The sequence below is a fragment of the Vibrio sp. OPT24 genome (assembly GCF_015163545.1).
Classification (GTDB): domain Bacteria; phylum Pseudomonadota; class Gammaproteobacteria; order Enterobacterales; family Vibrionaceae; genus Vibrio; species Vibrio cyclitrophicus.
In genome coordinates this window covers 183,640-205,834 of the sequence record NZ_JADDYI010000053.1, presented here as the reverse complement: position 1 = coordinate 205,834, position 22,195 = coordinate 183,640, and the positions used below count along the sequence as shown (strand labels likewise).

18 protein-coding genes are annotated in these 22,195 nt (G+C 41.8%); 5 read left to right on the top strand and 13 right to left on the bottom strand.

What is annotated here, in order from left to right; all coding sequences use genetic code 11:
• Nucleotides 1–238: 238 nt before the first annotated feature.
• A complete protein-coding gene (locus IQO02_RS14610) occupies nt 239–1,240 on the bottom strand; it encodes a TerC/Alx family metal homeostasis membrane protein (protein ID WP_016793680.1) in 1,002 nt (333 codons plus the stop codon).
• Nucleotides 1,241–1,888: 648 nt separating this feature from the next.
• Nucleotides 1,889–3,628, bottom strand: coding sequence for a bifunctional metallophosphatase/5'-nucleotidase (locus IQO02_RS14605; protein ID WP_016767452.1), 1,740 nt, complete (start codon nt 3,626–3,628; stop codon nt 1,889–1,891).
• 238 nt (nt 3,629–3,866) lie between these two features.
• Between IQO02_RS14605 and IQO02_RS14600 the strand changes: the two genes are divergently transcribed.
• Nucleotides 3,867–5,612, top strand: coding sequence for an ATP-dependent endonuclease (locus IQO02_RS14600; RefSeq protein WP_010429541.1), 1,746 nt, complete (start codon nt 3,867–3,869; stop codon nt 5,610–5,612).
• 222 nt (nt 5,613–5,834) lie between these two features.
• On the opposite strand, the gene IQO02_RS14595 is transcribed toward IQO02_RS14600, so the two are convergent.
• Nucleotides 5,835–6,329 (bottom strand): DUF1097 domain-containing protein, encoded by a 495-nt coding sequence (locus IQO02_RS14595; protein ID WP_016793679.1) that lies wholly within the window; start codon nt 6,327–6,329, stop codon nt 5,835–5,837.
• 203 nt (nt 6,330–6,532) lie between these two features.
• The gene (locus IQO02_RS14590) at nt 6,533–7,438 is read right to left on the bottom strand and encodes a LysR substrate-binding domain-containing protein (protein ID WP_010429535.1); all 906 of its coding nucleotides are present in this window, start codon (nt 7,436–7,438) and stop codon (nt 6,533–6,535) included.
• Between the two features lie 259 nt (nt 7,439–7,697).
• Here IQO02_RS14590 and focA point away from each other — a divergent pair, with 259 nt between their 5' ends.
• On the top strand, nt 7,698–9,149 hold the full coding sequence (gene focA / locus IQO02_RS14585; RefSeq protein ID WP_016768772.1) for a formate transporter FocA: 1,452 nt from the start codon (nt 7,698–7,700) through the stop codon (nt 9,147–9,149).
• A 307-nt stretch (nt 9,150–9,456) separates the two neighbouring features.
• Here focA and IQO02_RS14580 read toward each other — a convergent pair whose 3' ends face one another.
• The 3 genes from IQO02_RS14580 to IQO02_RS14570 form a co-directional block, all read right to left on the bottom strand.
• Nucleotides 9,457–10,026, bottom strand: a complete 570-nt coding sequence (locus tag IQO02_RS14580; RefSeq protein ID WP_010429532.1) for a YceI family protein — start codon at nt 10,024–10,026, stop codon at nt 9,457–9,459.
• Nucleotides 10,023–10,562: a cytochrome b gene (locus IQO02_RS14575; protein ID WP_010429530.1), complete on the bottom strand. Its 540-nt coding sequence runs from the start codon at nt 10,560–10,562 to the stop codon at nt 10,023–10,025. Before IQO02_RS14575 ends, IQO02_RS14580 begins: the two co-directional genes overlap by 4 nt.
• A 192-nt stretch (nt 10,563–10,754) precedes the next feature.
• Complete coding sequence (locus IQO02_RS14570) at nt 10,755–11,000, bottom strand: DUF2164 domain-containing protein (protein ID WP_010429527.1); 246 nt, start codon at nt 10,998–11,000, stop codon at nt 10,755–10,757.
• 307 nt (nt 11,001–11,307) lie between these two features.
• Between IQO02_RS14570 and IQO02_RS14565 the strand changes: the two genes are divergently transcribed.
• On the top strand, nt 11,308–11,943 hold the full coding sequence (locus tag IQO02_RS14565) for a hypothetical protein (RefSeq protein ID WP_010429523.1): 636 nt from the start codon (nt 11,308–11,310) through the stop codon (nt 11,941–11,943).
• A gap of 574 nt (nt 11,944–12,517) precedes the next feature.
• Nucleotides 12,518–13,255, top strand: a complete 738-nt coding sequence (locus IQO02_RS14560; protein ID WP_016793678.1) for an EAL domain-containing protein — start codon at nt 12,518–12,520, stop codon at nt 13,253–13,255.
• Nucleotides 13,256–13,415: 160 nt separating this feature from the next.
• Here IQO02_RS14560 and IQO02_RS14555 read toward each other — a convergent pair whose 3' ends face one another.
• Genes IQO02_RS14555 through IQO02_RS14545 form a run of 3 tightly spaced genes read right to left on the bottom strand, consistent with a single transcriptional unit; the run spans nt 13,416 to nt 18,615 of the window.
• Nucleotides 13,416–16,475 (bottom strand): efflux RND transporter permease subunit, encoded by a 3,060-nt coding sequence (locus IQO02_RS14555; RefSeq protein ID WP_016793677.1) that lies wholly within the window; start codon nt 16,473–16,475, stop codon nt 13,416–13,418.
• Nucleotides 16,472–17,527, bottom strand: coding sequence for an efflux RND transporter periplasmic adaptor subunit (locus tag IQO02_RS14550; RefSeq protein WP_010429514.1), 1,056 nt, complete (start codon nt 17,525–17,527; stop codon nt 16,472–16,474). Before IQO02_RS14550 ends, IQO02_RS14555 begins: the two co-directional genes overlap by 4 nt.
• Nucleotides 17,527–18,615, bottom strand: a complete 1,089-nt coding sequence (locus IQO02_RS14545; RefSeq protein WP_016768768.1) for an efflux RND transporter periplasmic adaptor subunit — start codon at nt 18,613–18,615, stop codon at nt 17,527–17,529. The genes IQO02_RS14550 and IQO02_RS14545 overlap by 1 nt, the downstream gene beginning before the upstream one ends.
• A 156-nt stretch (nt 18,616–18,771) precedes the next feature.
• Between IQO02_RS14545 and IQO02_RS14540 the strand changes: the two genes are divergently transcribed.
• On the top strand, nt 18,772–19,500 hold the full coding sequence (locus IQO02_RS14540) for a TetR/AcrR family transcriptional regulator (RefSeq protein ID WP_016785211.1): 729 nt from the start codon (nt 18,772–18,774) through the stop codon (nt 19,498–19,500).
• Between the two features lie 146 nt (nt 19,501–19,646).
• On the opposite strand, the gene IQO02_RS14535 is transcribed toward IQO02_RS14540, so the two are convergent.
• The 3 genes from IQO02_RS14535 to IQO02_RS22375 form a co-directional block, all read right to left on the bottom strand.
• Nucleotides 19,647–20,918, bottom strand: coding sequence for a DEAD/DEAH box helicase (locus IQO02_RS14535; protein WP_010429504.1), 1,272 nt, complete (start codon nt 20,916–20,918; stop codon nt 19,647–19,649).
• A 57-nt stretch (nt 20,919–20,975) separates the two neighbouring features.
• The gene (locus tag IQO02_RS14530) at nt 20,976–21,587 is read right to left on the bottom strand and encodes an ACP phosphodiesterase (RefSeq protein WP_010429502.1); all 612 of its coding nucleotides are present in this window, start codon (nt 21,585–21,587) and stop codon (nt 20,976–20,978) included.
• A gap of 191 nt (nt 21,588–21,778) precedes the next feature.
• On the bottom strand, nt 21,779–21,907 hold the full coding sequence (locus tag IQO02_RS22375; protein ID WP_010429500.1) for a hypothetical protein: 129 nt from the start codon (nt 21,905–21,907) through the stop codon (nt 21,779–21,781).
• Nucleotides 21,908–22,195 lie beyond the last annotated feature (288 nt).

Below are 22,195 nucleotides of genomic sequence, written 5' to 3'. Positions count from 1 at the left end.
AAAATGACTAAAATTGAAAATTCAGATTAGTTTTTCTAATAAAACAAGCCATTAACAAGCTGGGAGAATACATATTCACTCACCATGCTTATAAATTCAATAAGACATCAAAATCATGCATTTAGTTCAAATAACCCCCTATACAAAGCGGCCAATGTCACAGAAAATTTACATAAATAAATTATCCACTTCATCGGCCACGGACTTACTATCGAGTTTTCGATAAGTTATATTTGGTTTAATTTACTTGTTCAATGGCAGGTTTCTTCGCATAAATCGACGCTATAATAGCAATGGCCATCGTAGAGATAAGTACCAAAAGTGACCAATGCGTAGGGATTGCCCACTCACTATCAACTAGCAGCATTTTCACACCAATAAAGACCATGATGAATGAAAGCGCTGGCTTCAAGTAGATGAACTTGTCCATCATACCTTGGAGTACAAAGTACAGTGAACGAAGGCCAAGTAACGCAAAAACGTTTGCAGCCAGCACTAAGAATGGCTCTCGCGTAACGGCGAAAATCGCAGGAATCGAATCCAATGCAAACATTACGTCCATCACTGCAATTGCACCGATCACCAACATCATTGGAGTGAATGCCCATTTAGCACCCTGTTTAACCATTAATGCAGGACCATGGAAATCCTCGGTTACGGGCATCACTTTACGAAGTAGCTTTTCAGGCAGTGTATTTATACTCTCTTCTTCGTCTTTATCTAACGCCAGTTTAATACCTGTACCAATTAGGAACGCAGCGAACACGTAAAGTACCCAGTGGTATTCAGCTAATAATTGCGCGCCTAACGCGATCATGATTGCACGAAGTACCAACGCACCAATAACCCCCCAAAGAAGCGCACGCGGTCTTAAGTGCTCTGGAACTTGATACTGAGCGAATATCATCGCGAATATAAATAGGTTGTCTACGCTAAGGGATTTTTCTAGCAAGTAACCGGTAATGAATGACACGGTTGCTTTTTGAGCTGTGTATTCACTATTCGGCGCATAGAGGTCCCAAAACAAGTAAATAGAACCAGCGAACAAAAATGCGAGCACAAACCAGAAAACACTCCAGATCGCCGCTTTCTTGATGGTGACATTACCTCCGCGAGTCTGATAGATATCAATAGAAACAAGAATCACAGTCAGCAGGAAAAAGCCCGCATATGTCGTCATGACTGGCGATGAAAAAAAGGATTCACTATTGGTAGATAATAGAGATTGAGTTGAGTTCATTATTCCTCCGGGCGGAAGAACTTTACAAAGACCTTCCGCAAACAAAACATATCAAGCTCCACGACGGATCTTGATTGTGATTGCGTTGGTCTCGTTGAAGTGAAATATGGGATTTCACCTTTACATACCGGATAGACTCTTGGCCTAACGAGATGACGATATGTAAACTTGCGCTAACTACTCCCCAAACGCGTGGATAATATTCCTCTAACATTGTTTCGTCTAGATAAATTTTAAAAATAAATAAAAAAGAAGCACAAGGCTCCTTTTTTATTGCTGTAAGCTTATCAAAGCGACACTTGTATTGATTCAAATAATCCCCCTAAGAGGTTCACCGATTTTTGAAACTGAGTGTCATTCCAAGCCTGCAACCCTTATGTTGTTGTGGTTTGAAAATCGCGTTCAAACCGAATCATCTTATAGCTTTGTTAAGTTATAAAATCGACAAGTTATAAACCTGCAGTAGGTACTAAGTACACCAATGCAGACCAAACAGACACCCAACCGACAACAGCTGCAGCGTCGAACCAATCTTTCTTATCCATGCTTTGCCTCCACAGAAAGTTACCTGGAAAACTAAGCATAAACAGTGCCAATTTTATAGATTTACTTAAGCAATAATAATACGTCTAAATAGGCTAAATGGGATTACCTAAAACACTCCATGCAATTCAATATTTCGCTCTGCTGAAGTGACTCTGGGTTGTCTTGAAGAAACGCAATAAAACAGTCTGACATTGAATCGGTGGTCACTGTACCATTCCCTATCATATCTAATACAGCATCATAACCTTCTTTACCTTTCATTGTGTAGGCAGACGATGCGCCGCGGTATACCTGTTCACGATCAACATCTTGCCAACCAGCCTCATCAGTGTGTATTTCTAGGTGGTGAATTCGGTGCCCTAATGGCGCCTCTTTGTGATAACAAAACCTCAAGTTGTGAGTATAAGGAAAGCTACCTGAGCCAGTACCAACAACGCCATTGTCTAACGCATTATTGATCGCACCTTCTAACATACCCGCGATCGTTTCACCTTTTACGTCATATACACCAATAGGTACGGCAAACGGTAGCAGTTTTCCGGCAATATCGGCAACCGAAACATCACCACTGTTGAGCGAATTTCTAACGCCGCCAGAATTGTGAATAGCGAAGTCTACTTGATGACCTTTTTCGTTCATCAAGTAATGGAAAGACTGAGCAACCAACGGTGCCAGTTGGCTTGGCCCTTTTTCATCAGGAATGCGCACATGACGCAGTTTCGTATCTGCATGAGCAATAACCTGTTTCTGCAGTTTTCGAACTCTAGGCTGATATTTGTCAGTAAGTATGCTTTGCAGTTCAGGATCTTTTTTACATACCGCAATATTCTGGTGGTTGTTCAAGAACTCACACGCCATATCATGGGCATCGTCTTGACCTACTTCACTTAATTTAGCGTCTATAAACAGTCGACGCCCCAACAGCAATTCGTTTTTGCCATTAAAGTGAGTCACCTTACCTTTAGAATCGAACTCGATTTCACAGTGCCCTAGGCTCATTGCGTGAAAACCAGATTGAACCACATACGTGTCGCCAACTTTCACACCATAATCGTCATCTTTAACTAAACCAATATCAGAGAAGTCACCTTGCAGGCGGTGACTATGACCACCAACAATCACGCCAATGCCTGTAACGTTTGCCGCTAATTCTAAATCAGCTTCATAACCAAGGTGACTGAGTAATACGATCTTATTAATACCCGTTTGGTGAATTTGCTCTATTGTGGCTTTTGCCGTTTCTAATGCATTTTCAAATGGTGTGTCAATATCAGGGTTAGCGATACCCGCCATCTTGTCGATGCTTAAACCGAATATCGCAACTTTCTCTCCATCAAACTCTTTCGTTATAAAAGAAGCACTTCGGGTTTCAGTCAGGAAAGGCTTAACAATGTCGTTGTCCGCTAAAGTATGAATTTTATTGATATCCTCATTCGATAAGTTCCAGTTACCCGCCAACAGTGGGAATTTGATTCGTTTGGCGAAGATTGCAACTGGCTCGTTACCCATATCAAGTTCATGATTACCGAGCGTCATGGCGTCAATATTAAGAGCATTCAACAGATCGGCGTTTGCTTTTCCCTTAAATAATGAAAAGTATAAGGTGCCCTGGAAGCAGTCTCCAGCATGCAAAAACAAGGTTCCAACCTTTTGTCGTTGCGCATCTTGTTCTATCTGTTTAAAGCGCGTTGAGATTCGAGCAAAGCCACCAGCACTGACATAAGGTTCAATGATGTGGTTATTCATTTTAAGTGATAGCTGTAATGACGTTGGTTCAAAGTATGAGTGGGTGTCGTTAATGTGTGCCAACACTATTTTGGTCGGCTTATTATTTTTAGTCATATTGTGTTCTCTCTTTGTCCCTTCATACTAGGTCGAGAATCATGACAGAATCGTGAATTTTATGAAACTGCACTGCAAAAAAATACTCGATATAGATCAAAAATCTGATTTTGCACCGTATTAATAAAGAGCGGTTTTTGTGACAAGCGAACATACTGAACACGTGTTTTTCGATTATGATTAAAGATATCTGTTAGCTTTCAAACAATTAGCAGAGCCTTCCGTTAGGAGTAAGCCTATGCAACTAGAAAGAATCGAGATTTCTGGCTTTCGAGGTATAAAGCGCATGTCTCTTGCGTTTGATGAGTTAACCACGCTGATTGGTGAAAACACTTGGGGCAAGTCTTCATTATTGGATGCTCTATCCGTCGTACTTCCATCAGATGGCGTTCCATATCATTTTAAAATGACCGATTTTCATGTCGATTACTCTGTTTCACACCCACAATCTCAACACCTCCAAATAGTTCTCGCATTAAAAGCCAGCGATAAAAGTGAACTAAATGCCGGGCGTTATCGCAAACTAAAACCCATTTGGGTTCAAGATGAGTTCGGTGTGTTCCGTATCTATTACCGAATCAGTGCGACGTTAGAGCAATATGAAGCCACCACTCATTATGCTTTCTTAAATATAGAGGGAAACCCACTAAAGTTGCACCATTCTGAAAAGCTCGCTCAAGAGTTGATGACATTGCACCCAGTGATCCGTCTGCGTGATGCAAGACATTTTGATCGTCCTTTCAATAGTAAATCACTCAACCACAATGCTCATCTCCATACCAATGGGCATAATGGTAACGGCAACAACGAAAATGGTAGCGCGAATAGCCACGCCAGTACTGGTCATGGAAACGGGCACAATGGCAATGGGCGTCAAGCTCGAATAGAGAAACGAATTGATAATACATGCCGACGATTGATGGCGATCCCTGGCCATGTAAACAAAGGCGAAATGCGTAGCAGTCTAGAGTCTATGCAAAGCCTAATTGAGCATTACTTTTCTTTCAAAAGCACTGCTCGCCGCAACCCTAGAAAACAGAGGGACGGTTTACTCTACTCTGCAGGCGCAAACGATAAGAGCATTCATCAGCTTGTAGAAGAAACTAAAAACAAACAAACTCGCCTATTATTCATGGGTTTGCTCAATGCCTACCTTCAAGCAAAAGGGCCGAATGAATTAAGGCGATGTGCACGCCCCCTTTTGATCCTCGAAGATCCAGAAGGCCGCTTACACCCAACGCACTTGGCAAGGGCTTGGAGCTTGATGCAGAAATTACCGATGCAGAAAATCCTCACCACCAACAGTGGTGACCTTCTAGCTGCGGTACCTCTACAATCGATTCGTCGATTGGTTCGCCATTCAGACAAAACCATCGCTAACCAACTCAACATGAATCACTTCAGCAAAGATGAGTTGAGACGAATTGGTTTCCATATTCGTTTCCACCGCTCTGGTGCATTGTTTGCCCGCTGCTGGTTATTAGTGGAAGGTGAAACCGAAGTTTGGTTATTCAACGAATTAGCTAACCAATGTGGCTATAACCTTGCCGCTGAAGGTGTTCAAATTATCGAGTTCGCTCAGTCAGGTCTTAAAGCGCTCATTAAGGTTGCACAAGAGTTTGGTATCGACTGGCATGTAGTGACCGATGGCGACGCGGCAGGTAAAAAATACGCAGCGACCGTTTTATCAAAGCTTGGTAATGACCAAGAACGACACCGCTTAACTGAATTACCTGATAAAGACATAGAACATTACTTGTATATGAACGGCTTCGAGAACTTTTTCCGTGACATGGTGAAAATTCCATACGATCACCCTATTCCTCCAAAGAAAGTAGTCGCTAAGGTACTCAAAAAACACGCAAAACCCGACCTTGCATTGGCGATAGTTTCTCATTGCGAAAATCAGGGGCAAGAATGTATTCCATTATTGCTGAGGTGGACCCTAAAACGCGTCATCACTATGGCAAACGGGAATACTTAAATAACTAGCACCTAGCACCTAGCACCTAGCACCTAGCATTCAATTTGTCTGATCGATGTTATAATTTCAATTTTAAACAAATACTTAAGCTTATTATCACAATAACAATCAAACAAAAAAGGCACACCAAACGGTGTGCCTGTATAAATCGATATACAAATTAATTGGGGATTATCTTGCAAGAGTTAACCGTGACTAAAGCGTCAATACTTAACGTATTTATTAAGCCTTTGCCTGTTTAGCGTGTTGTTCAACAACTTCCGAAGATTGAGTCGATTTCTCGTGAAGCCATAGCCCCGTTGCTTTCATCAAGTATCCGAATACACCACCAAGCAGCAAAGACGGCACTACAAGTTGCCAATCGCCACCTGCAGCAAACGTAGCACAACAACCAATAAAGGTGCCGGGGATATAACCTAGCCACGCTTGTTTCGCTTGAATACACATAAAGAAAGCAACGATAGCGGTAATCATATAGCCTAAAATCTCTAGACCTGCGAAGGTTGAGCTTTCGATAATCACCATTGCCCAGAATACACCTGTCATATTGGTTAATAAGCTGCTTGCTAGCCCTTTTACACCGCCCATAGGCGAAGCAAAGTAACTGGTGCAACCTAAGAAACCTGCCCATGACAACAGACCGAAAGAGATAGCAATCCATCCCCATAGACCTGACAAGATACCTGTTGTTAATGAAATCGCGACTAATGTACTCATACTATTTCTAAAGCCTAACTGTAGGGTTTCTACAACCGGATTTAGCCTCACTTAAAATCAAGTGAGTATATTATGTGAAGAGAGCTCTGATTTAGCCGATCATGATCACATTAATAATGTATGCAAATGTGCATTTATCACGATATAGAGACAGAAATCGCTTATTCAACATATTTGGTTATTAGTATTTTATCAAATCTAGGTTACAGAACCGACCGTTTACCTTTCATCATGCGTTTACCTTCACGCTTAATGCACTCAGCGAGTGGGTTCTCTGCCATGTCAGCACGCCAAATAAAGGACAGCGTTCTTTCCATTTCTAGCTCAGGAACATTCAACGTCACCAGTTGGCCTGACTCAACAAATTGTTCGACATCTAGATAAGGTAAACACGTTAAATATGGGCCGTTTGCAACCAAACTTCTTAAAACAGGAACGTGTTCGTACTCTCGCCAAACATCGAGATCGCCAATTAAATGATGAATAGAGCTATCAAAAACTTTGCGGGTACCTGAGCCGTGCTCGCGTAATACCCACTTCGCTTGCTCTAATTGCGCCAAACTTACTCGTTCTCGCTTGGCAAACGGGTGATGAGCCGACGCAACCACCGTTAAATGGTCAGTACACCATACTTCTTGGTGAACACGGTTGTCGTCACAACGACCTTCGATTACGCCCAAGTCGTATTGATAATCTAATACGCCATCTATTACTGCATCCGTACTTTGCACCCCAAGTGAGATTCGCATCTCAGGAAAGTCGTTATCAATAATACTGATGAGATCTGGGACGAGGTGTTCCGCAGGGGTTTGGCTTGCACCTAATTTGAGCTCACCACTCAGTAAATGCTGCTCATAAAAACCCATCTCAATTTGCTGCGCATCTTGCAGTAAACGCTTCGCTTTTGGTCTCAACCACATGCCCCAATGAGTAAGGGCCATTTGCTTGCCTTGCCTTTCAAACAAAGGCCTGCCAAGCATTTTTTCCAACTGTGCAAGAGACATACTTGTCGCCGACTGAGTTAACGCCAACTTGTCTGCTGCCTGACTAACACTCCCGGAATCTGCTACTGCATCAAATACCGCGAGTTGCTTCAATGAATAACGCAAAATTGATCCTTAATGCTTCTAATTATTTGTGTCCAAATGCTCGTTTTTTATAAAGCCGATGAGCAATCAATTTCATTCTACGCGTAACCAAATCTATATCAATAAATTTGATGTGGTTTCTAAAAATTATCAATTTTACCTCTACCTCTCAACCCCCTAATCTGTAATGGCAGGACACAACGAGCCCTGTAAAACACTACTGATTAACTCAGTCATTAACACTAGGAATTAAACATGACGGATTGTTCAAGGGGGGAATATGGCAACAGGCACTTCTGAAAATCATCAACTGTTCTCACCAACAGAAATGATGGCGGAAGCAGAGAAGTTTGCACTAAGTAAGGCAAGTAAAACCAGCAGCATGACATTGAGTTTGGCAATCATGGCTGGTGCATTCATAGGGCTTGCTTTTTTATTCTACATCACGGTTACCACCGGTAGCGCTGATGCGGGATGGGGATTAAGTCGCTTAGCTGGCGGCCTAGCATTCAGTATGGGTTTAATCTTAATTGTTATTTGTGGTGGTGAGCTGTTTACCAGTTCGGTGTTATCAAGCATCTCATGGGCAAACAAGCAGATTACTTTCACCAAGATGCTTTCAATCTGGGGCAAGGTTTACGTAGGTAACTTTGTTGGTGCGATGTTCCTTTTGGCGTTAGTCAGCGCCGCAGGCTTGTATCAACTTGATGGCGGACAGTGGGGCTTAAACGCTCTTAACATTGCTCAGCACAAGCTACACCACAGCCCTGTTCAAGCTTTTGCTTTGGGTGTGCTTTGTAACTTACTGGTGTGTTTAGCAATTTGGTTAACGTTTAGTTCTGCGAATGCGATGACTAAAGCAATGATGACCGTATTACCCGTAGCGATGTTCGTTAGCTCAGGCTTTGAACACTGTGTGGCAAATATGTTCATGGTTCCACTAGGCATCACGATTCAAGCGTTCGCACCAGAGAGTTTTTGGATGCAGATTGGCGCGACACCAGCTCAGTACGCAGACCTTAATGTCGTGCAATTTGTTACCGCAAACTTAATACCAGTGACAATAGGCAACATCGTAGGTGGCTCGGTATTAGTCGGCTTAGCTAATTGGAGCATCTACCGTCGCCCACAACTTAAAGCAACAAAAATTACAGCAATTACACAAACAACAGAAATCACGTCAGTTAAGGAAATCACTATGAACACAGCAACTACTATCAAGCAAATCATGAACACTCAACCAATTACACTTAGCGTAGAAATGCCTACCTCTGTTGCAATTGATACACTTTTAGACGCTCAACTTGTTAGCGCTCCTGTTTGTGATGTTGAAGGCCGCCTTGTAGGTATCTTCTCTGTTCATGACGTAATGGTTGACCTATGGTGCCAGGATTACATCCCTACTAAAGGTCAAAAAGTGGTAGACCTAATGAGTCGTGACGTAGTCGCTATCGATGCTAACGACAAGCTAGTCGATGTTGCTGAGTTCTTATGTATCGACAAAGAGCAACTATACCCAACAACAAGTATGGGCTTCGCCACTCGCCTGACTTCTCTTTCTCTAGAAGAGCGTGCAAAAGCGATGAAAGTAAGCCAACCACACATGCTTCCAGTACTAGAAAATGGCGTGATGGTAGGTGTACTGACTCGCATTGAAGTTATGCAAGCACTGCGTCCTATCTATGGCGACCGACTAAACGTGGTTCCACAAGCTGAGCTAGAAACGGCTTAACTAACGGCTACTTGCAAAGCTAGAAACAGATTAACGAATCTAAAGCTGAACTATTAGGGATTAGTAGTTCAACTGGATAACTCAGTCATAGCAACGTTGACTGGCTAGAGGCAAATGGTGGCTTTTGACGTAATAAAAGGTTTGACACAAAACAGACCTAAACGCGTTGCCATTTATCTCAATAAAAAAGGCGCAAAGTGAAAACTTTGCGCCTTTCTCTATTTCTAACTGTCGCTTTCTTGATATCAATTAAACTTTTGATACTTTTTAAAATGTTGATATCAGACGACCATTGTGAATAGCTAGATTACTTCTTTACACCTTCAACGTGCAGGTCCATATCGACATAGCTTGAAGCTCCCATTACAGGAATATTGAAGTCAGCAAGTTCTAGGCGAGTCGTACCAACAAAACCAGCACGCTCACCACCCCATGGGTCTTGGCCAGCGCCAATGAATTCAGCTTCGATAACGATAGGCTTAGTGACACCATGAAGTTTAAGGTCACCCATTACTTCAAGTTTGCCGTCGCCTTTATCAACCACTTTTGTGCTGTTGAAAGTGGCATCTGAAAATTTGCTTGCATCAATGAAGTCAGAGCTACGGATGTGCTTATCACGTTCTGCGTGGTTTGAATCTAGGCTTGTTGTATCAATAGTTACATTTATTTTTGATGCTTCAATATTGCTTTCATCAAATGAAAAATCACCTGAGAACGTATTAAAACGACCCTGGATAAAGCTGTAACCTAAGTGGCTAACTTTAAAATTAACTGAAGCATGTGCGCCTTTTGTATCAATCACGTAATCAGCGGCGTTCGCAGCGAAAGGCATTGCCATAGCAAATGCTAATCCTGTAGCGATAATTGACTTATTCATTTTGAAGCTCCTATCATTTTTCGTAGCGTATCGTCTTTGTCGATAACGTGGTGTTTTATCGCCGCTAAGGCGTGTACTGATGCCATAATGATCAGTACCCATGCAGCGTAGTAGTGAATCGTTCCTGCAAGATCAGATTGGTTTGCAAACAGTTCGCCCATACTTGGGACAGTGAACCAATTGAATACCTCTATCCCGCGACCATCTGATGTAGAAATCAAATAACCTGAAATAAATAAAACCGCTAAGTTTATGTACATAAAACCGTGAGCAATCTTAGCAGCTGCGACTTCATAGCTTTTACCTTCCACCTTGGGTGACGTGGTAACTAGTTTCCAAAGCAAGCGAACAACGGTCACTGTAGCTAAAAGAATACCTACCGAACGGTGATAGTCTGGTGCTGTTTTGTACCACTCGCTGTAGTACGAAAGATCAACCATCCACAGGCCCACACCAAATAAGCCAAAAATTGCTAGAGCTGAAATCCAATGCATCGCTCGTGCTAAAGGGTTGTAATTTCTAACGTTGTTGTCCATGCATCTTTTCCGAATGTTAACGAGTAGTGTAGTTTTAAAAAGCGTACCCTACACCAAGTTTGTGTAACATATTATTTACCAAGCTTTACATTAGTTACATCATTTCAATCTAAACGAGTTATTCAAATTTTTTGAACAAGTGGCTATTTTCTTGAACCAGTCACTCTTTTACCTGAACAACGCGCATTGTTTTTAAATTTCAACGATTTGTTCAATCTCGTAAAGCTCATCTGCAATATCTAACATTTTACGTTCCATCACTTTTTGAGCATCTTCTATCCCTTTGTTGTAATAAATCGCGCCAAATTTTTTACTGATGAAGTCCACTATAAACTCGGTATCAAATTGCCCTACTTCTATATCGATCTCATCCTGCAGATACTTTTGAAGAGCATCAGTAAGCTCAGACTTTTGTTTTGAATCTAATTGAATAGTCATAAATGTTTCCGAATAAATACGAGTAGAAGAACTGTGATTAGCTGACTAAGATTAGGTGAGCTAAACGCAATTGATAATGAGAGATGGCTACAATTCTGGTTGCTCACTGTAATCCTAGTAACTCACTATAATTCCACATAATTTAGAAGACAGACCACTAGACTGCCAGTGCTATCCATAAAAAAGACTTGGAATAGCTAATTTTGATAGAGGGATCAAGAACTCGCGTTTTGCTCATAGGTAATGGCACACAAATTACCGTACTATTGCCCATCAATAAGATAGTAACTATGTATAAGGGACTTCATTGTTATTAGATCTCGTGATTAAAAGCGTTAATCAATTTCAAGACGACTGTCTAAAGCTCTGTGAACACCATTACCCTACCGTACACAACCAAGGGATCAGTGAACACCACATAGGAAAAGCGTTTGCTCGACGAATGGAACACACCTTCGTGAGTTTTAATCATGTGAGCAACATCAGCCCACTCGAAATGTTCTCTTCTGGTGATAGCCCTCGTCACTTCCGAATTTCTTCTGAAATTGGTACGGTTTGGATGATTAGCCATCATATGGTGAGCGCCGGAAAAACGTGCCGCAAAAAGTTAATGCTAGACATTCATAAATGGCAATCAGAGTACGGATTTGCCATTCAACCTAACGATCTTTTGATTATTGTCTCTGACCATTGGATCAGCAGAAGTAAGACTAGCGGTGAGCTTTTGCACTGGTGGATGGGAGAGTTGCCTGACGAAATATCCGAATACAACCAACAGGGAATCACATTAAGAGAGAGTGAATCTCAGTTTGCTACTGATTTGAATCGTAATTTTAGAATTAGCCCGTGCTTTATTAAATTCGGACATCCATTAAAACGGTCAGGAAATCAACAATTAGTTCGTAAATACTTACAACTTTATGCAGTACTTCAATGGCAATAAGAATACGAGTCAATTTTTAAATTTAATATTTAAAGTAAATTTTTGACTTTCACAAAGTATTTTATAACCGAAAACTTTTCTTGTGTTCATTAATTATCCAAATGTCAATTTTGAATGATTAATAACCTTTACGCTAACTTTATCGATTATGAGAGATAGATATCATTTCTATGTAACTGGTACAGTCTCTTTAATTCTTAACTTTGATGCCCTCCCAAAATCTAAGTCTTTAACCCTAGTTTTCTCTGGTGTACTGGTGCTCTAGCCTTATATTAGTTGTGGTTACTATGCGATAGGTTCCTTAGCTATTAAATTCAGTGCAGCAATGAAACGACAGGAAGTGATAATTGAGACTAATTACTGATATCATTTATCATCCTGATTTTTCGTTAATTATATTTATTTAAATATTGACGCTGTAAATGAATTTTTATTAATTGACAATTTACTAACACCTGTCAATATTGTGACAGCCATGGCGAATGTTTTCGTCACTGAATAAACACCTTTACTAACGACTATGATTCTATCAAACAGAAGTGAATTTATTAGCTGTATATCCGTGGATACCGATATGCAGTTTATTGCTAAATACCAAGATCTAACACTTAAAAGTGTCTATCAACCGATATTTGATTGTTCTATGGCTCAGATAGGCGTAGAGGCTTTAGTTCGCCTATCGAACGGCAAGGGTGAAATTGTTCGTCCTGATCACTTCTTCCATTCCGACGAAACTTTATGCGTTGATAAGATCAATGTAGAAAGGCTGAGTAGAGCTATCCATATCCGCAACTTTGCACAATCAAAAATTCGTCACTTACACCTGTTTTTGAACGTGCTCCCGAACGTTGGTGAGCTGTTTGCCGCAGAAAAAGTAAGCGACAGTCTGTTGGCTAAACGCCTCCATGAACTTAACCTATCATCGTCTCAAATAGTAATGGAATTGGTTGAACTTAATGCAGAAAGTGAAGAGCGCTTGAAAGATGCTGCTCACTCTCTTGCAGAGAACGGCTTTCAAATTGCTGTTGATGATTTTGGAACACAAGCGTCAACAGAACAGCGCGTTCGTCATATCAATCCTCATATAATAAAAATAGACCGATCTGTTATGCTCGACTTCGAAAAAGGCAACACTCGTGAAATGACCTTAGTACTAGAGCTTGCTAACCAAATTGGCGCCAAGACCGTAATTGAAGGAATTGAAACTCAGCAACAACTCGTTGCAATGCAAAGTTTAGGCTTCGATATGTATCAAGGCTACCACTTAGCCATGCCACAGCCGATTGAGTTGGATATACGCCTCGCTATCTAAAACCGCTTATCTATAGAAGCTGCTTTTCCATTAATTAGCGGCTTTTTAACTCCTGTTGGTTAACTCTCTTTTATAAACTTAACGCTTAGCCTTAGCACTTATAAAAAAGCCCAGTCAAGATGACTGGGCTGGCTTAAAAGAATCTGTTTTATATCAATCCCTAATAACCCGCAGTGGACGGTTTGATTCTATAAAGGATAGCGAACATCACTGGTACTACTATTAGCGTTAGTACTGTAGCAAAACCTAAGCCTGCCATGATGGTGATCGCCATCGAGCCAAAAAATGCATCAAATACCAAAGGTATCATGCCTAAGATAGTCGTTAACGCTGCCATAGAAACCGGTCGCACACGGCTGATCGCGCTATCCACAACCGCTAAGTATGGGTCTTTACCGGTTGATAATTCAGTGTTGATCTGGTCAAGCAATACAATACCATTCTTCAAAATCATGCCACTTAGACTTAGTAAGCCTAAGAACGCAGTGAAGCTGAATGGCATATTGGTACCTAACAAACCAATCGAAACACCAATGATTGAAAGTGGAACGGTAAACCAAATCACAAGCGGCTTACGAACCGAGTTAAACAGAAGCATTGTGATGATAAACATCAGCAAGTAACCCATTGGTAGTGAACCAAATAGAGATTCTTGCGCATCTTTGGAACTTTCGTACTCGCCGCCCCAACTAATCTCGTAACCTGCAGGTAGAACGAGTGCTTCAACCTTTGGTTTTACCCTAGCGAACAAGCTAGCTGGCGTTTCGTCACCCAACACATCGTGGTCGGCAAGTACGGTTAACGTGCGTTTTCTGTCACGACGTTGAATCAGCGGTTCAGACCATTGAAGTTCAACCCCATCGATCACTTGTTCAACGGGAATGTATGTTTGCAACGATGGACTCCAGATTTTCACATTATTCAGTGATTCAAAATCAAAACGTTCGGCTTCAGGCAAACGCGCTACGATAGGCAACATATGAGTACCATCACGCAATAACCCAATGTTGTAACCACCAAATGCCATTTGTAACGTCTCAGACAAATCAGTCTTTGAAATGCCAAGACGACGAGCCTTTGATTCATTGAACAGTGGCACTAACTCTTTAGTACGTTCACGCCAGTCATGACGAACATTTCGAGATCCCGGATCCGCTAACAAAATATCTTCTACTTGAACCGCGATGCTGCGAAGTATCTGTGGGTCTGCGCCACTAATACGTGCTTCTATTTTTGAAGCTGGTGACGGGCCAAACTCAATCAATTTGAATTGGAACGTCGGTTGTTCAAATTGGTTGGCTAAGTCCTTGTCTAACTCTTCTAGCACTTCAAACATGGTGTCACGGTCAGTCGTTCGAATTTGTAGCTGACTGTACGCTTCGTAACTTTTCTCTGGTTGATATGTAAGCGCAAAACGTTGCATACCCTGCCCAACCGTTGTTGTCACAAACTCCACGTTATCTTGCTGGCGAATATAACTTTCAACCTTTTCGGTCTGCTTGATCGTTTCACGAACATCAGTGCCTTCCGGCATCCACATGTCTACATAGAACATTGGTGTGTTTGATGGTGGAAAGAACTGCTGTTTCACCATCCCAAAGCCGACTACGGAAACTGCTAATAGCGCAACCATACTGACAACAGTAAGCCATCTAAATCGAAGCGCTACTTTCAGACACACACCAAATACAACGAACAAGATGCCTTTGTAAGGGTCTTCGTTTTCATCAACTTTGTCTTCTTCTTTAAGCAACATTTCAGCAAGGAAAGGCGTTAATGTTAGCGCCGTTACCCAACTTAAGAATAGCGAGAAGCACAGTACCCAGAACAACGAGCCCATGAACTCACCTGTTGCATCTTTCGACAAGCCGATAGGCGCAAAGGCTGTGATAGCAATAATGGTCGCACCCAATAGTGGCCATTGTGTTTGTGTCACGATGTCTTTCGCTGCTTGAAGTTTGGTCTTACCTTTTTTCAAGCCAACCAGAATACCCTCAACAACAACAATCGCATTATCCACCAGCATACCCAATGCGATAATCAGTGCACCCAGTGAGATACGGTGCAGTTCTACATCGTTGTAGTCCATAAGAATGAAGGTACCAAACACCGTCAATAAAAGTACCAAACCAATGATTAAGCCACTGCGTAAACCCATTGCAAACAGCAGCACAATGATAACGATAGCAACCGCTTCAACTAAGCTAATCAAAAAGTCTGCAACTGATTTGTCTACTTCTTGTGCCTGGTTATAGAAGTAGTTCAATTCTACACCGGCAGGTTTAATGCTTTCTAAGCGATCCAACTCCGTATCAAGCGCATTGCCAATTTCGACTACGTTTACACCTGACGAAAAGGCGATACCTAGGTTTATAGCCGGCTTGCCGTTGTAAGTAAGCACATTGCCAGGCTTTTCTTGAATGCCACGCGTAACATCAGCGACATCTTTAAGGCGAATTAAGTTACCCGTGTCACGACCATGAATGATCAGGTTTTCAAGTTCTTCAACGGTATTGAGCGTACCATTAGGTCTAATCGTTAAGCTTTGACCGTTTAGCATCACTTCACCAGCCGATACCACACTGTTTTGCTGTGCTAATAAGGAGGTTACGGTCGACATATCTAAGTTCAACGCAGCTAAGCGTTCAAGTGACATTTCAACAAACATTTGTTCTTGTTGATCACCGGCAATGCTGACTTTCCCAACGCCTTCTACAAGTTCAATTTCACGTGTTAGATAGTCAGCGTATTGCTTCAATTCAACAGAATCATAGCCGTCCCCCGTTAGCATAATCATGACACCGAACACATCACCAAAATCGTCGATAATCTGAACAGAATTAACACCACTTGGAAGCGTAGGTTGAAGATCATTAATTTTACGACGCATCTCATCCCAAATCTGTGGTAGCTCGTCCGGACCGTAATCCATCTTCATACTGACCATTATTTGAGACATGCCACTCGATGAGGTCGACGTAATCTTATCGATATAAGGGAGCTGTCTTATCTCTTTTTCAAGTGGATACGTCAGCTCTTCTTCAACTTCCATTGATGTGGCGCCAGGGTAAGTTGAAATAATCATGGCATCTTTGATGGTAAAAGCTGGGTCTTCTAAACGGGATAGATTACCAAAAGATGTGACACCACCGATGGCCAAAATGACGAGAAACAACCAACTGATTACTTTGTTCTTTATTGAATATTCTGCGATGTTCATTCTGCTTTTCCTGACAATTTGATTCCGTCACGGAGTTTTCTTAAATTTGAATTTACGAGTTGATCACCTTGCTCAACACCGTGAGCGACAAGTGCGCCTTTACCACTGATCTTTTCAACTTCAACTTCGCTTTTGAACGCTTGTCCATCTTCGAGTTTCCATACAAAAAACTGGGTTGCTTCACCCCCAGCTTGTAGCGTTGTCATGGGTAATTCATAGCCTTGAACATCACTTAGACCCGCTTTAGCCATATCTACATTTACCGTAACACTTGTACCTGGTAAAACTTCGTTCTTAGGCTGTGGCATCTGCATCCAAAATTCATAAGTACGAGATTGTGGGTGTAATTCACTGGTGTGTTCTAAATACGTCAATGGATATTGACCAGTATGCCCACCGAAAGTCGCTTGAGGGCGGTAACTGTTTGACCGCATATTTGGGCTGATTGACGCTAAGATTGAATCTGAGACTTGAATTCGCACATACACCTTTTCGTTTTGATACAAGCTCAATAAAGTTTCACCCGGTGTTACATTTTCAAAGCGCTGTTTATCTACTGTTGAAACCGTTCCAGAAAATGGTGCTAAAAGCTCGGTGTAACTCAGCTTACGCTCTGCCGCAGCCAAGTTAGCCGATGCCAATTTGTAGTTAGCGGTTAGTTGATCGTGTTCAGATTGAGATAGCATCTTGCTGCTGAACATCTCAGTACCACGCGCAAGTTGCTTACTCGCTAGCTCAAATTGAGATTTAGCGTCCGTCAAACCTTGCAGGTAGGTATCGTTATCAAGCGTTGCGAGCAATTGCCCTTTTTCTACTCTGTCTCCGGCCTCGACCAAGACTCGCTTAATTTCACCAGGCAGCTTAAAAGATAAAGGCGTTAACTCAGCAGGCATCACTTGACCGTTAAAGCTTCTGAACTGTTCAGTGAGAGGAGCACCAACTTCAAAGGTAGAAACGAAAAGAGAAGGTTGCTCGCGGTGATCAGCCTCGCTGTTACAGGCTTGAAGAAACAAAGTAGATGCTACGACAAATGATAATTTAGAAAGGTTCATTAAATACCGCCCTCACGTTGCCACGCCTTGACTTGCTGGCCCTCAGATAAAACATCGACACCCGCTTCAACGATAAGGTCGCCAGGAGACAAGCCATCAATAACGTTGCCTTGTGGGTCAAGAGATACTTGTACTTTAGAAATCAATTGAGACTCTGGGCTATAACGCCAAAGCTCGCCGTGGTTCGTTTCTCTGCTTAACCATGCAGAGTCAACGATTCCGATGCCTAGCTGAGATTTACTTTTCTGAACTTCAACTTGGGCAGTCATGCCGGACAACAGATTTATCCCGTCAGGTTTTACGATAGACACAACCGCTTGATAGCTGTTGGTGTCTTCGTCGGGCTGAGTCGATATCTCTTTAAAACGAGTGGGAATACGAATGCCTCGGTGGCTATCCATCACTACCCACATGTTTGAACTGGTTAGGTCTTGAATAGAACGGTCTTCAAGCTTTGATACCGGGATAGAGAACGTCACGTCCATTTCGCTGTGATTCAAAATGTTAAGCACTGGCTGCTTTTCTGCGATTAATTGGTATTGCTTACCGAACACCATAGACACTACGCCATCGAATGGAGCAACTAATGTGGTGTAACCAAGGTTTGTTTTTGCTTGGTCCAATTCAACTTCAGCGGCAGTAAATGTATTTAAAGCTTGGTCATAGTAATCAGTGCTTACTAGCTTTTTCGCGTATAACTTTGAAGCTTGTTTGAACTGGCTATTCGCCAAGTCAAATCTTGCTTGAGCCGCATCAAGCGCAATTCGGTAATCCGTTGCATCCAACGCTGCTAATACTTGGCCTTTCTTCACTTCCTGCCCCATTCGAACAGAAAATATTTCAATGTCTCCACTAACTTGGAAAGAAAGCGCAGCACGATCGGTTGCGTCAACTTTGGCGATAAAGCTATCTAGGTCAACATCACTTTGTTGAGGAATTTCAAAAAGCTTTACAGGTTTAACAACTTGAATAGTTTCTTCGGACTGGGCTTTATTACACCCAGTTAGAGAACCCGCAAGCATGATCGTGGCGATCGCTAGCAACGCATTCTTTCTTAAACTGGTTTCGATAGACAAATTGGATTGCATGATGCTTCTCCATTTAATTATTATGTTTTATTACACAGGCGGGCAGTATATTTAAAATTAGATAATTCTCAAGCTTTACTTTCCACCTGTGCAGTATTTTTTATTTTAATAAAAACAGTGTAGAATGTGGTAATCAGGTAAACGTGTGAAGTAAAGATGACAGAAAAGAAACAAGGTAGAAGAAGTGCAAAAGACGCGGAGGAGACGCGATTTTTGATCATGACGGTTGCTGCGGATATGTTCTGTGAGCATGGTTATGATAGCGTTTCGCTTCGTAACATCAGTGAAAAAGCAGGCGTATCGCATAGCCTTATCCGCCACCACTTTGGTAGCAAAGAAAAGATTTGGCATGCTATAAGCGATTGTTTACATGGCTATTTTCAGTCTTATATTGCTAAAATCATGGATGAGCTTCCAAAAGATGCAGCGCCAAACATTACTATCTATTTATTTAGTATGCGCCTCTTTAGCAACATGATTCACTCACGTAAGCCGATGCAACTTATCACCGACTCTGTTCGCCAAAAAGATAACTTAGTTGATTACTTTATCGACAATGTTGGCAATGTTGAAAAAGAAATCAATATGCTAGCTGAGCAGTATAATGAGGCGAATCCTGAAAACTTGATCAACATTTATGAGATTAAGTGGCAAATGATCATGTACGCGCATGGAGCCGTATGCCTAACTCCGTTCATGGAAAGCACATGGAACGAAGGCGAGATGCAGTCAACACCTGAAGAAGCATTATTAAAACATTGGCAGTTATTCAACACACAAATGCTCAGCACGTTCAACATCAATGAAGAATGGGCACTGAATCCTACCTCGATCGAAGAATTAGTTTATGACGTACCTTGCGTATGGAAGTGCGAACAAGACTAAGTAACGCTGAGGCCTTTGTACTCGACATTTAAATTGCCTTGATACGAAAATGCCCCATGACTGATCACAGTCATGGGGCATTTTTATATTGGCTCAGGTTAATACTTTCGAATTAATAAACGCGATAAACATCAACTCCAACAAGACTAGCGTCGCGCTTTACCGCGGTTTTGGTGAATTTTTAGCTTTGCTTTCATCTTACGTTTTTCTGATGAACGACTCTTACTACGCCCCCCTCGTTCTGGTGCCACGTCTTTTTCAAGGCTTGGTTCAAAGCCCTCTAACCACTCTTGAGGCAAGCGTGTATCAAGTAATCGCTCAATGTCACCCAGGAGATAAGCTTCATCCTGACTCATCAAAGATATCGCTAAACCGCTGTTGCCTGCACGGCCAGTTCGTCCAATACGGTGAACGTAGTCTTCTGCTTTGAATGGCAGGTCATAATTCACAACTTGTTCTAACTGCTGAATATCGATACCACGAGCTGCTACGTCTGTCGCAATAAGCGCTCGTACTTTACCCGATTTAAAATCGTCTAATGCTTTTTGGCGCGCGCCTTGGCTCTTATCACCATTGATAGATGCCGCTTTAATGCCATCTAGCTTAAGTTCTTTAACTAGAGCATCAGTGCCCTGCTTAGTTTTCGTGAACACCAACACTTGTTGCCAGTTCTTCGATCCGATTAAGTAAGCCAACAGTTCACTCTTACGCGATTTATCTACAGGGTAAACCATTTGGGTAACTGTCTCTGCTGTACTGTTTTTTGGCGTGACTTGAATTTCACTTGGCGACTGCATCATACGATGTGCAATCGCTTTGATTTTGTTATCAAACGTTGCTGAGAAGAACAAGGTTTGACGAACTTCGTTCATGCGAGAAAGAATGCGCTTAATGTCCGGCATAAAGCCCATGTCTAACATGCGATCCGCTTCATCCAGTACCAATACTTCGGTATGGCTTAGCATGATGTTCTTGGTAAACATATGGTCAATAAGACGACCAGGCGTCGCTACAAGAATATCAGCGCCGCCGCGCAGGTTATCAGTTTGAACCTTCATGCTAACGCCTCCATAAGCCACAACGACTTTAATATCGGTACCTTTTGCGTACTCGGTTACGTTATCAAACACCTGTTGTGCTAATTCACGCGTTGGCACTAACACAAGCGCACGCACTAACTTTGGATTTGGAATAATGTTGTCTTTGGTCTCGATTAATCTTTGAATAATCGGCAAACCAAATGCCGCTGTTTTGCCTGTACCCGTTTGAGCACCAGCTAATACATCTTTGCCTTCTAATACCAATGGAATCGCTTGTTCTTGAACACTGGTAGGAGCCGTAAAATTAAGCTCTGCTAACGTAGCAAGAAGGTGCTCAGATAATCCAAGTTGGTTAAAAGATTTGGTAGATTCAGACATAGTATGATGCTCAACGATTAAATAGGCGCGGATTGTAGCAAACCTGCATTACGCTGTTTACCTTTCCTTTTGATTTTTCTTCAATTGAAGCGTACTAAACTGGTTAGCTTGCTCTAAAACCAATGGATAAAGCTCATTAAAGTGACACTGCAACGTATCATAGTGGTACTCAAGGTCAGCATAACAGTTTTTGAGCATGCCTAGTTTGGGCCTTCTTATAGCCATTCGTTGCAGTACCATATCGATTGAAGACATGTCTTGATAACTTTCTAACCATCGTTGTTCCGCCATTTTCTGATGGATAGTAATAAAACTCTCAGGCCAATGTGGTTCTTGATGTGCGAAAATTTGTTGGTGGGAATCCAGGCAAAAACGTTCCAGTGTCTGTTGTGAGAATTGCTCCCAATGATTGGCTAAGCAATGATCCCAAAATACATCGAGAGCAATAGGAGCAAAGCGTCGTGTTTGAACTGAAAAGAGTGATTTGGCTGAGCGCGACACATCATGGAGGTCGGTGTAACTGTCCACGAATCGATGAAGTCTGATGCCATTTGCAAGCGAAGTTGAATAATGCTTATTCGGATCGCCTTTAACAAAATCACCTAACAGATTTCCTGCCAAGTTACTCTTGCAATGTTGCGCGATGTGAAGATGTGCGAGAAAGTTCATTGAACCTCATTAAAGTATCGAGAACTAAGTAATATGGTAAACGTACTCGTTTATCTTCGCGAACTTTAATGAGGATAGTTTTGATTGACGTGTGAGCAAATGAGGTTTGCTCAGTTTAAGAGTTGTCTAATTTGGGAAACATTGAGCTATGGAAGTATTGAGCTTTAGTATACCCAAAACTTAATAAAACTTTAGTTTGAAGAGTTAAAAAGTTCTTCTGCTAATTGTTTAACCGTCTGCTCATAGTCAGATAAATCAATACCAATTTCCATGGCATCTAACAACTCAAGACTTTCGTCATTAAAAGATTGGTCACTCATAGTGCCCCCTCTATTCCTTGGTGTGGACATAATGTCCTGTTAACTAGTGCACCATCTTGGACTTATATTATGTCACTTTGATGAACGCACTCTACTTTACCCATTCCATATTTATAGCTTAAAGCTACTCGCGGTCATCAGCGCCTTTTTACGCTAAAGGGGTATACGCGAACGACATATGTACTGCCACCTTACACTAAGTACAACCATTTACTCTAACAATTTTGAACCAGATCATAGTCAAACGTTTGCTTAGGCCATCAAGTTTTTGAAAATACGCCTCAGTGT

What these genes read in the sequence shown, in the direction of transcription:
- IQO02_RS14610 (WP_016793680.1), bottom strand. Translation starts at nt 1,240, where the DNA reads ATGAACTCAACTCAATCTCTATTATCTACCAATAGTGAATCCTTTTTT.
- IQO02_RS14605 (WP_016767452.1), bottom strand. Translation starts at nt 3,628, where the DNA reads ATGACTAAAAATAATAAGCCGACCAAAATAGTGTTGGCACACATTAAC.
- IQO02_RS14600 (WP_010429541.1), top strand. Translation starts at nt 3,867, where the DNA reads ATGCAACTAGAAAGAATCGAGATTTCTGGCTTTCGAGGTATAAAGCGC.
- IQO02_RS14595 (WP_016793679.1), bottom strand. Translation starts at nt 6,329, where the DNA reads ATGAGTACATTAGTCGCGATTTCATTAACAACAGGTATCTTGTCAGGT.
- focA (WP_016768772.1), top strand. Translation starts at nt 7,698, where the DNA reads ATGGCAACAGGCACTTCTGAAAATCATCAACTGTTCTCACCAACAGAA.
- IQO02_RS14580 (WP_010429532.1), bottom strand. Translation starts at nt 10,026, where the DNA reads ATGAATAAGTCAATTATCGCTACAGGATTAGCATTTGCTATGGCAATG.
- IQO02_RS14575 (WP_010429530.1), bottom strand. Translation starts at nt 10,562, where the DNA reads ATGGACAACAACGTTAGAAATTACAACCCTTTAGCACGAGCGATGCAT.
- IQO02_RS14570 (WP_010429527.1), bottom strand. Translation starts at nt 11,000, where the DNA reads ATGACTATTCAATTAGATTCAAAACAAAAGTCTGAGCTTACTGATGCT.
- IQO02_RS14560 (WP_016793678.1), top strand. Translation starts at nt 12,518, where the DNA reads ATGCAGTTTATTGCTAAATACCAAGATCTAACACTTAAAAGTGTCTAT.
- IQO02_RS14555 (WP_016793677.1), bottom strand. Translation starts at nt 16,475, where the DNA reads ATGAACATCGCAGAATATTCAATAAAGAACAAAGTAATCAGTTGGTTG.
- IQO02_RS14550 (WP_010429514.1), bottom strand. Translation starts at nt 17,527, where the DNA reads ATGAACCTTTCTAAATTATCATTTGTCGTAGCATCTACTTTGTTTCTT.
- IQO02_RS14545 (WP_016768768.1), bottom strand. Translation starts at nt 18,615, where the DNA reads ATGCAATCCAATTTGTCTATCGAAACCAGTTTAAGAAAGAATGCGTTG.
- IQO02_RS14540 (WP_016785211.1), top strand. Translation starts at nt 18,772, where the DNA reads ATGACAGAAAAGAAACAAGGTAGAAGAAGTGCAAAAGACGCGGAGGAG.
- IQO02_RS14535 (WP_010429504.1), bottom strand. Translation starts at nt 20,918, where the DNA reads ATGTCTGAATCTACCAAATCTTTTAACCAACTTGGATTATCTGAGCAC.
- IQO02_RS14530 (WP_010429502.1), bottom strand. Translation starts at nt 21,587, where the DNA reads ATGAACTTTCTCGCACATCTTCACATCGCGCAACATTGCAAGAGTAAC.
- IQO02_RS22375 (WP_010429500.1), bottom strand. Translation starts at nt 21,907, where the DNA reads ATGAGTGACCAATCTTTTAATGACGAAAGTCTTGAGTTGTTAGATGCC.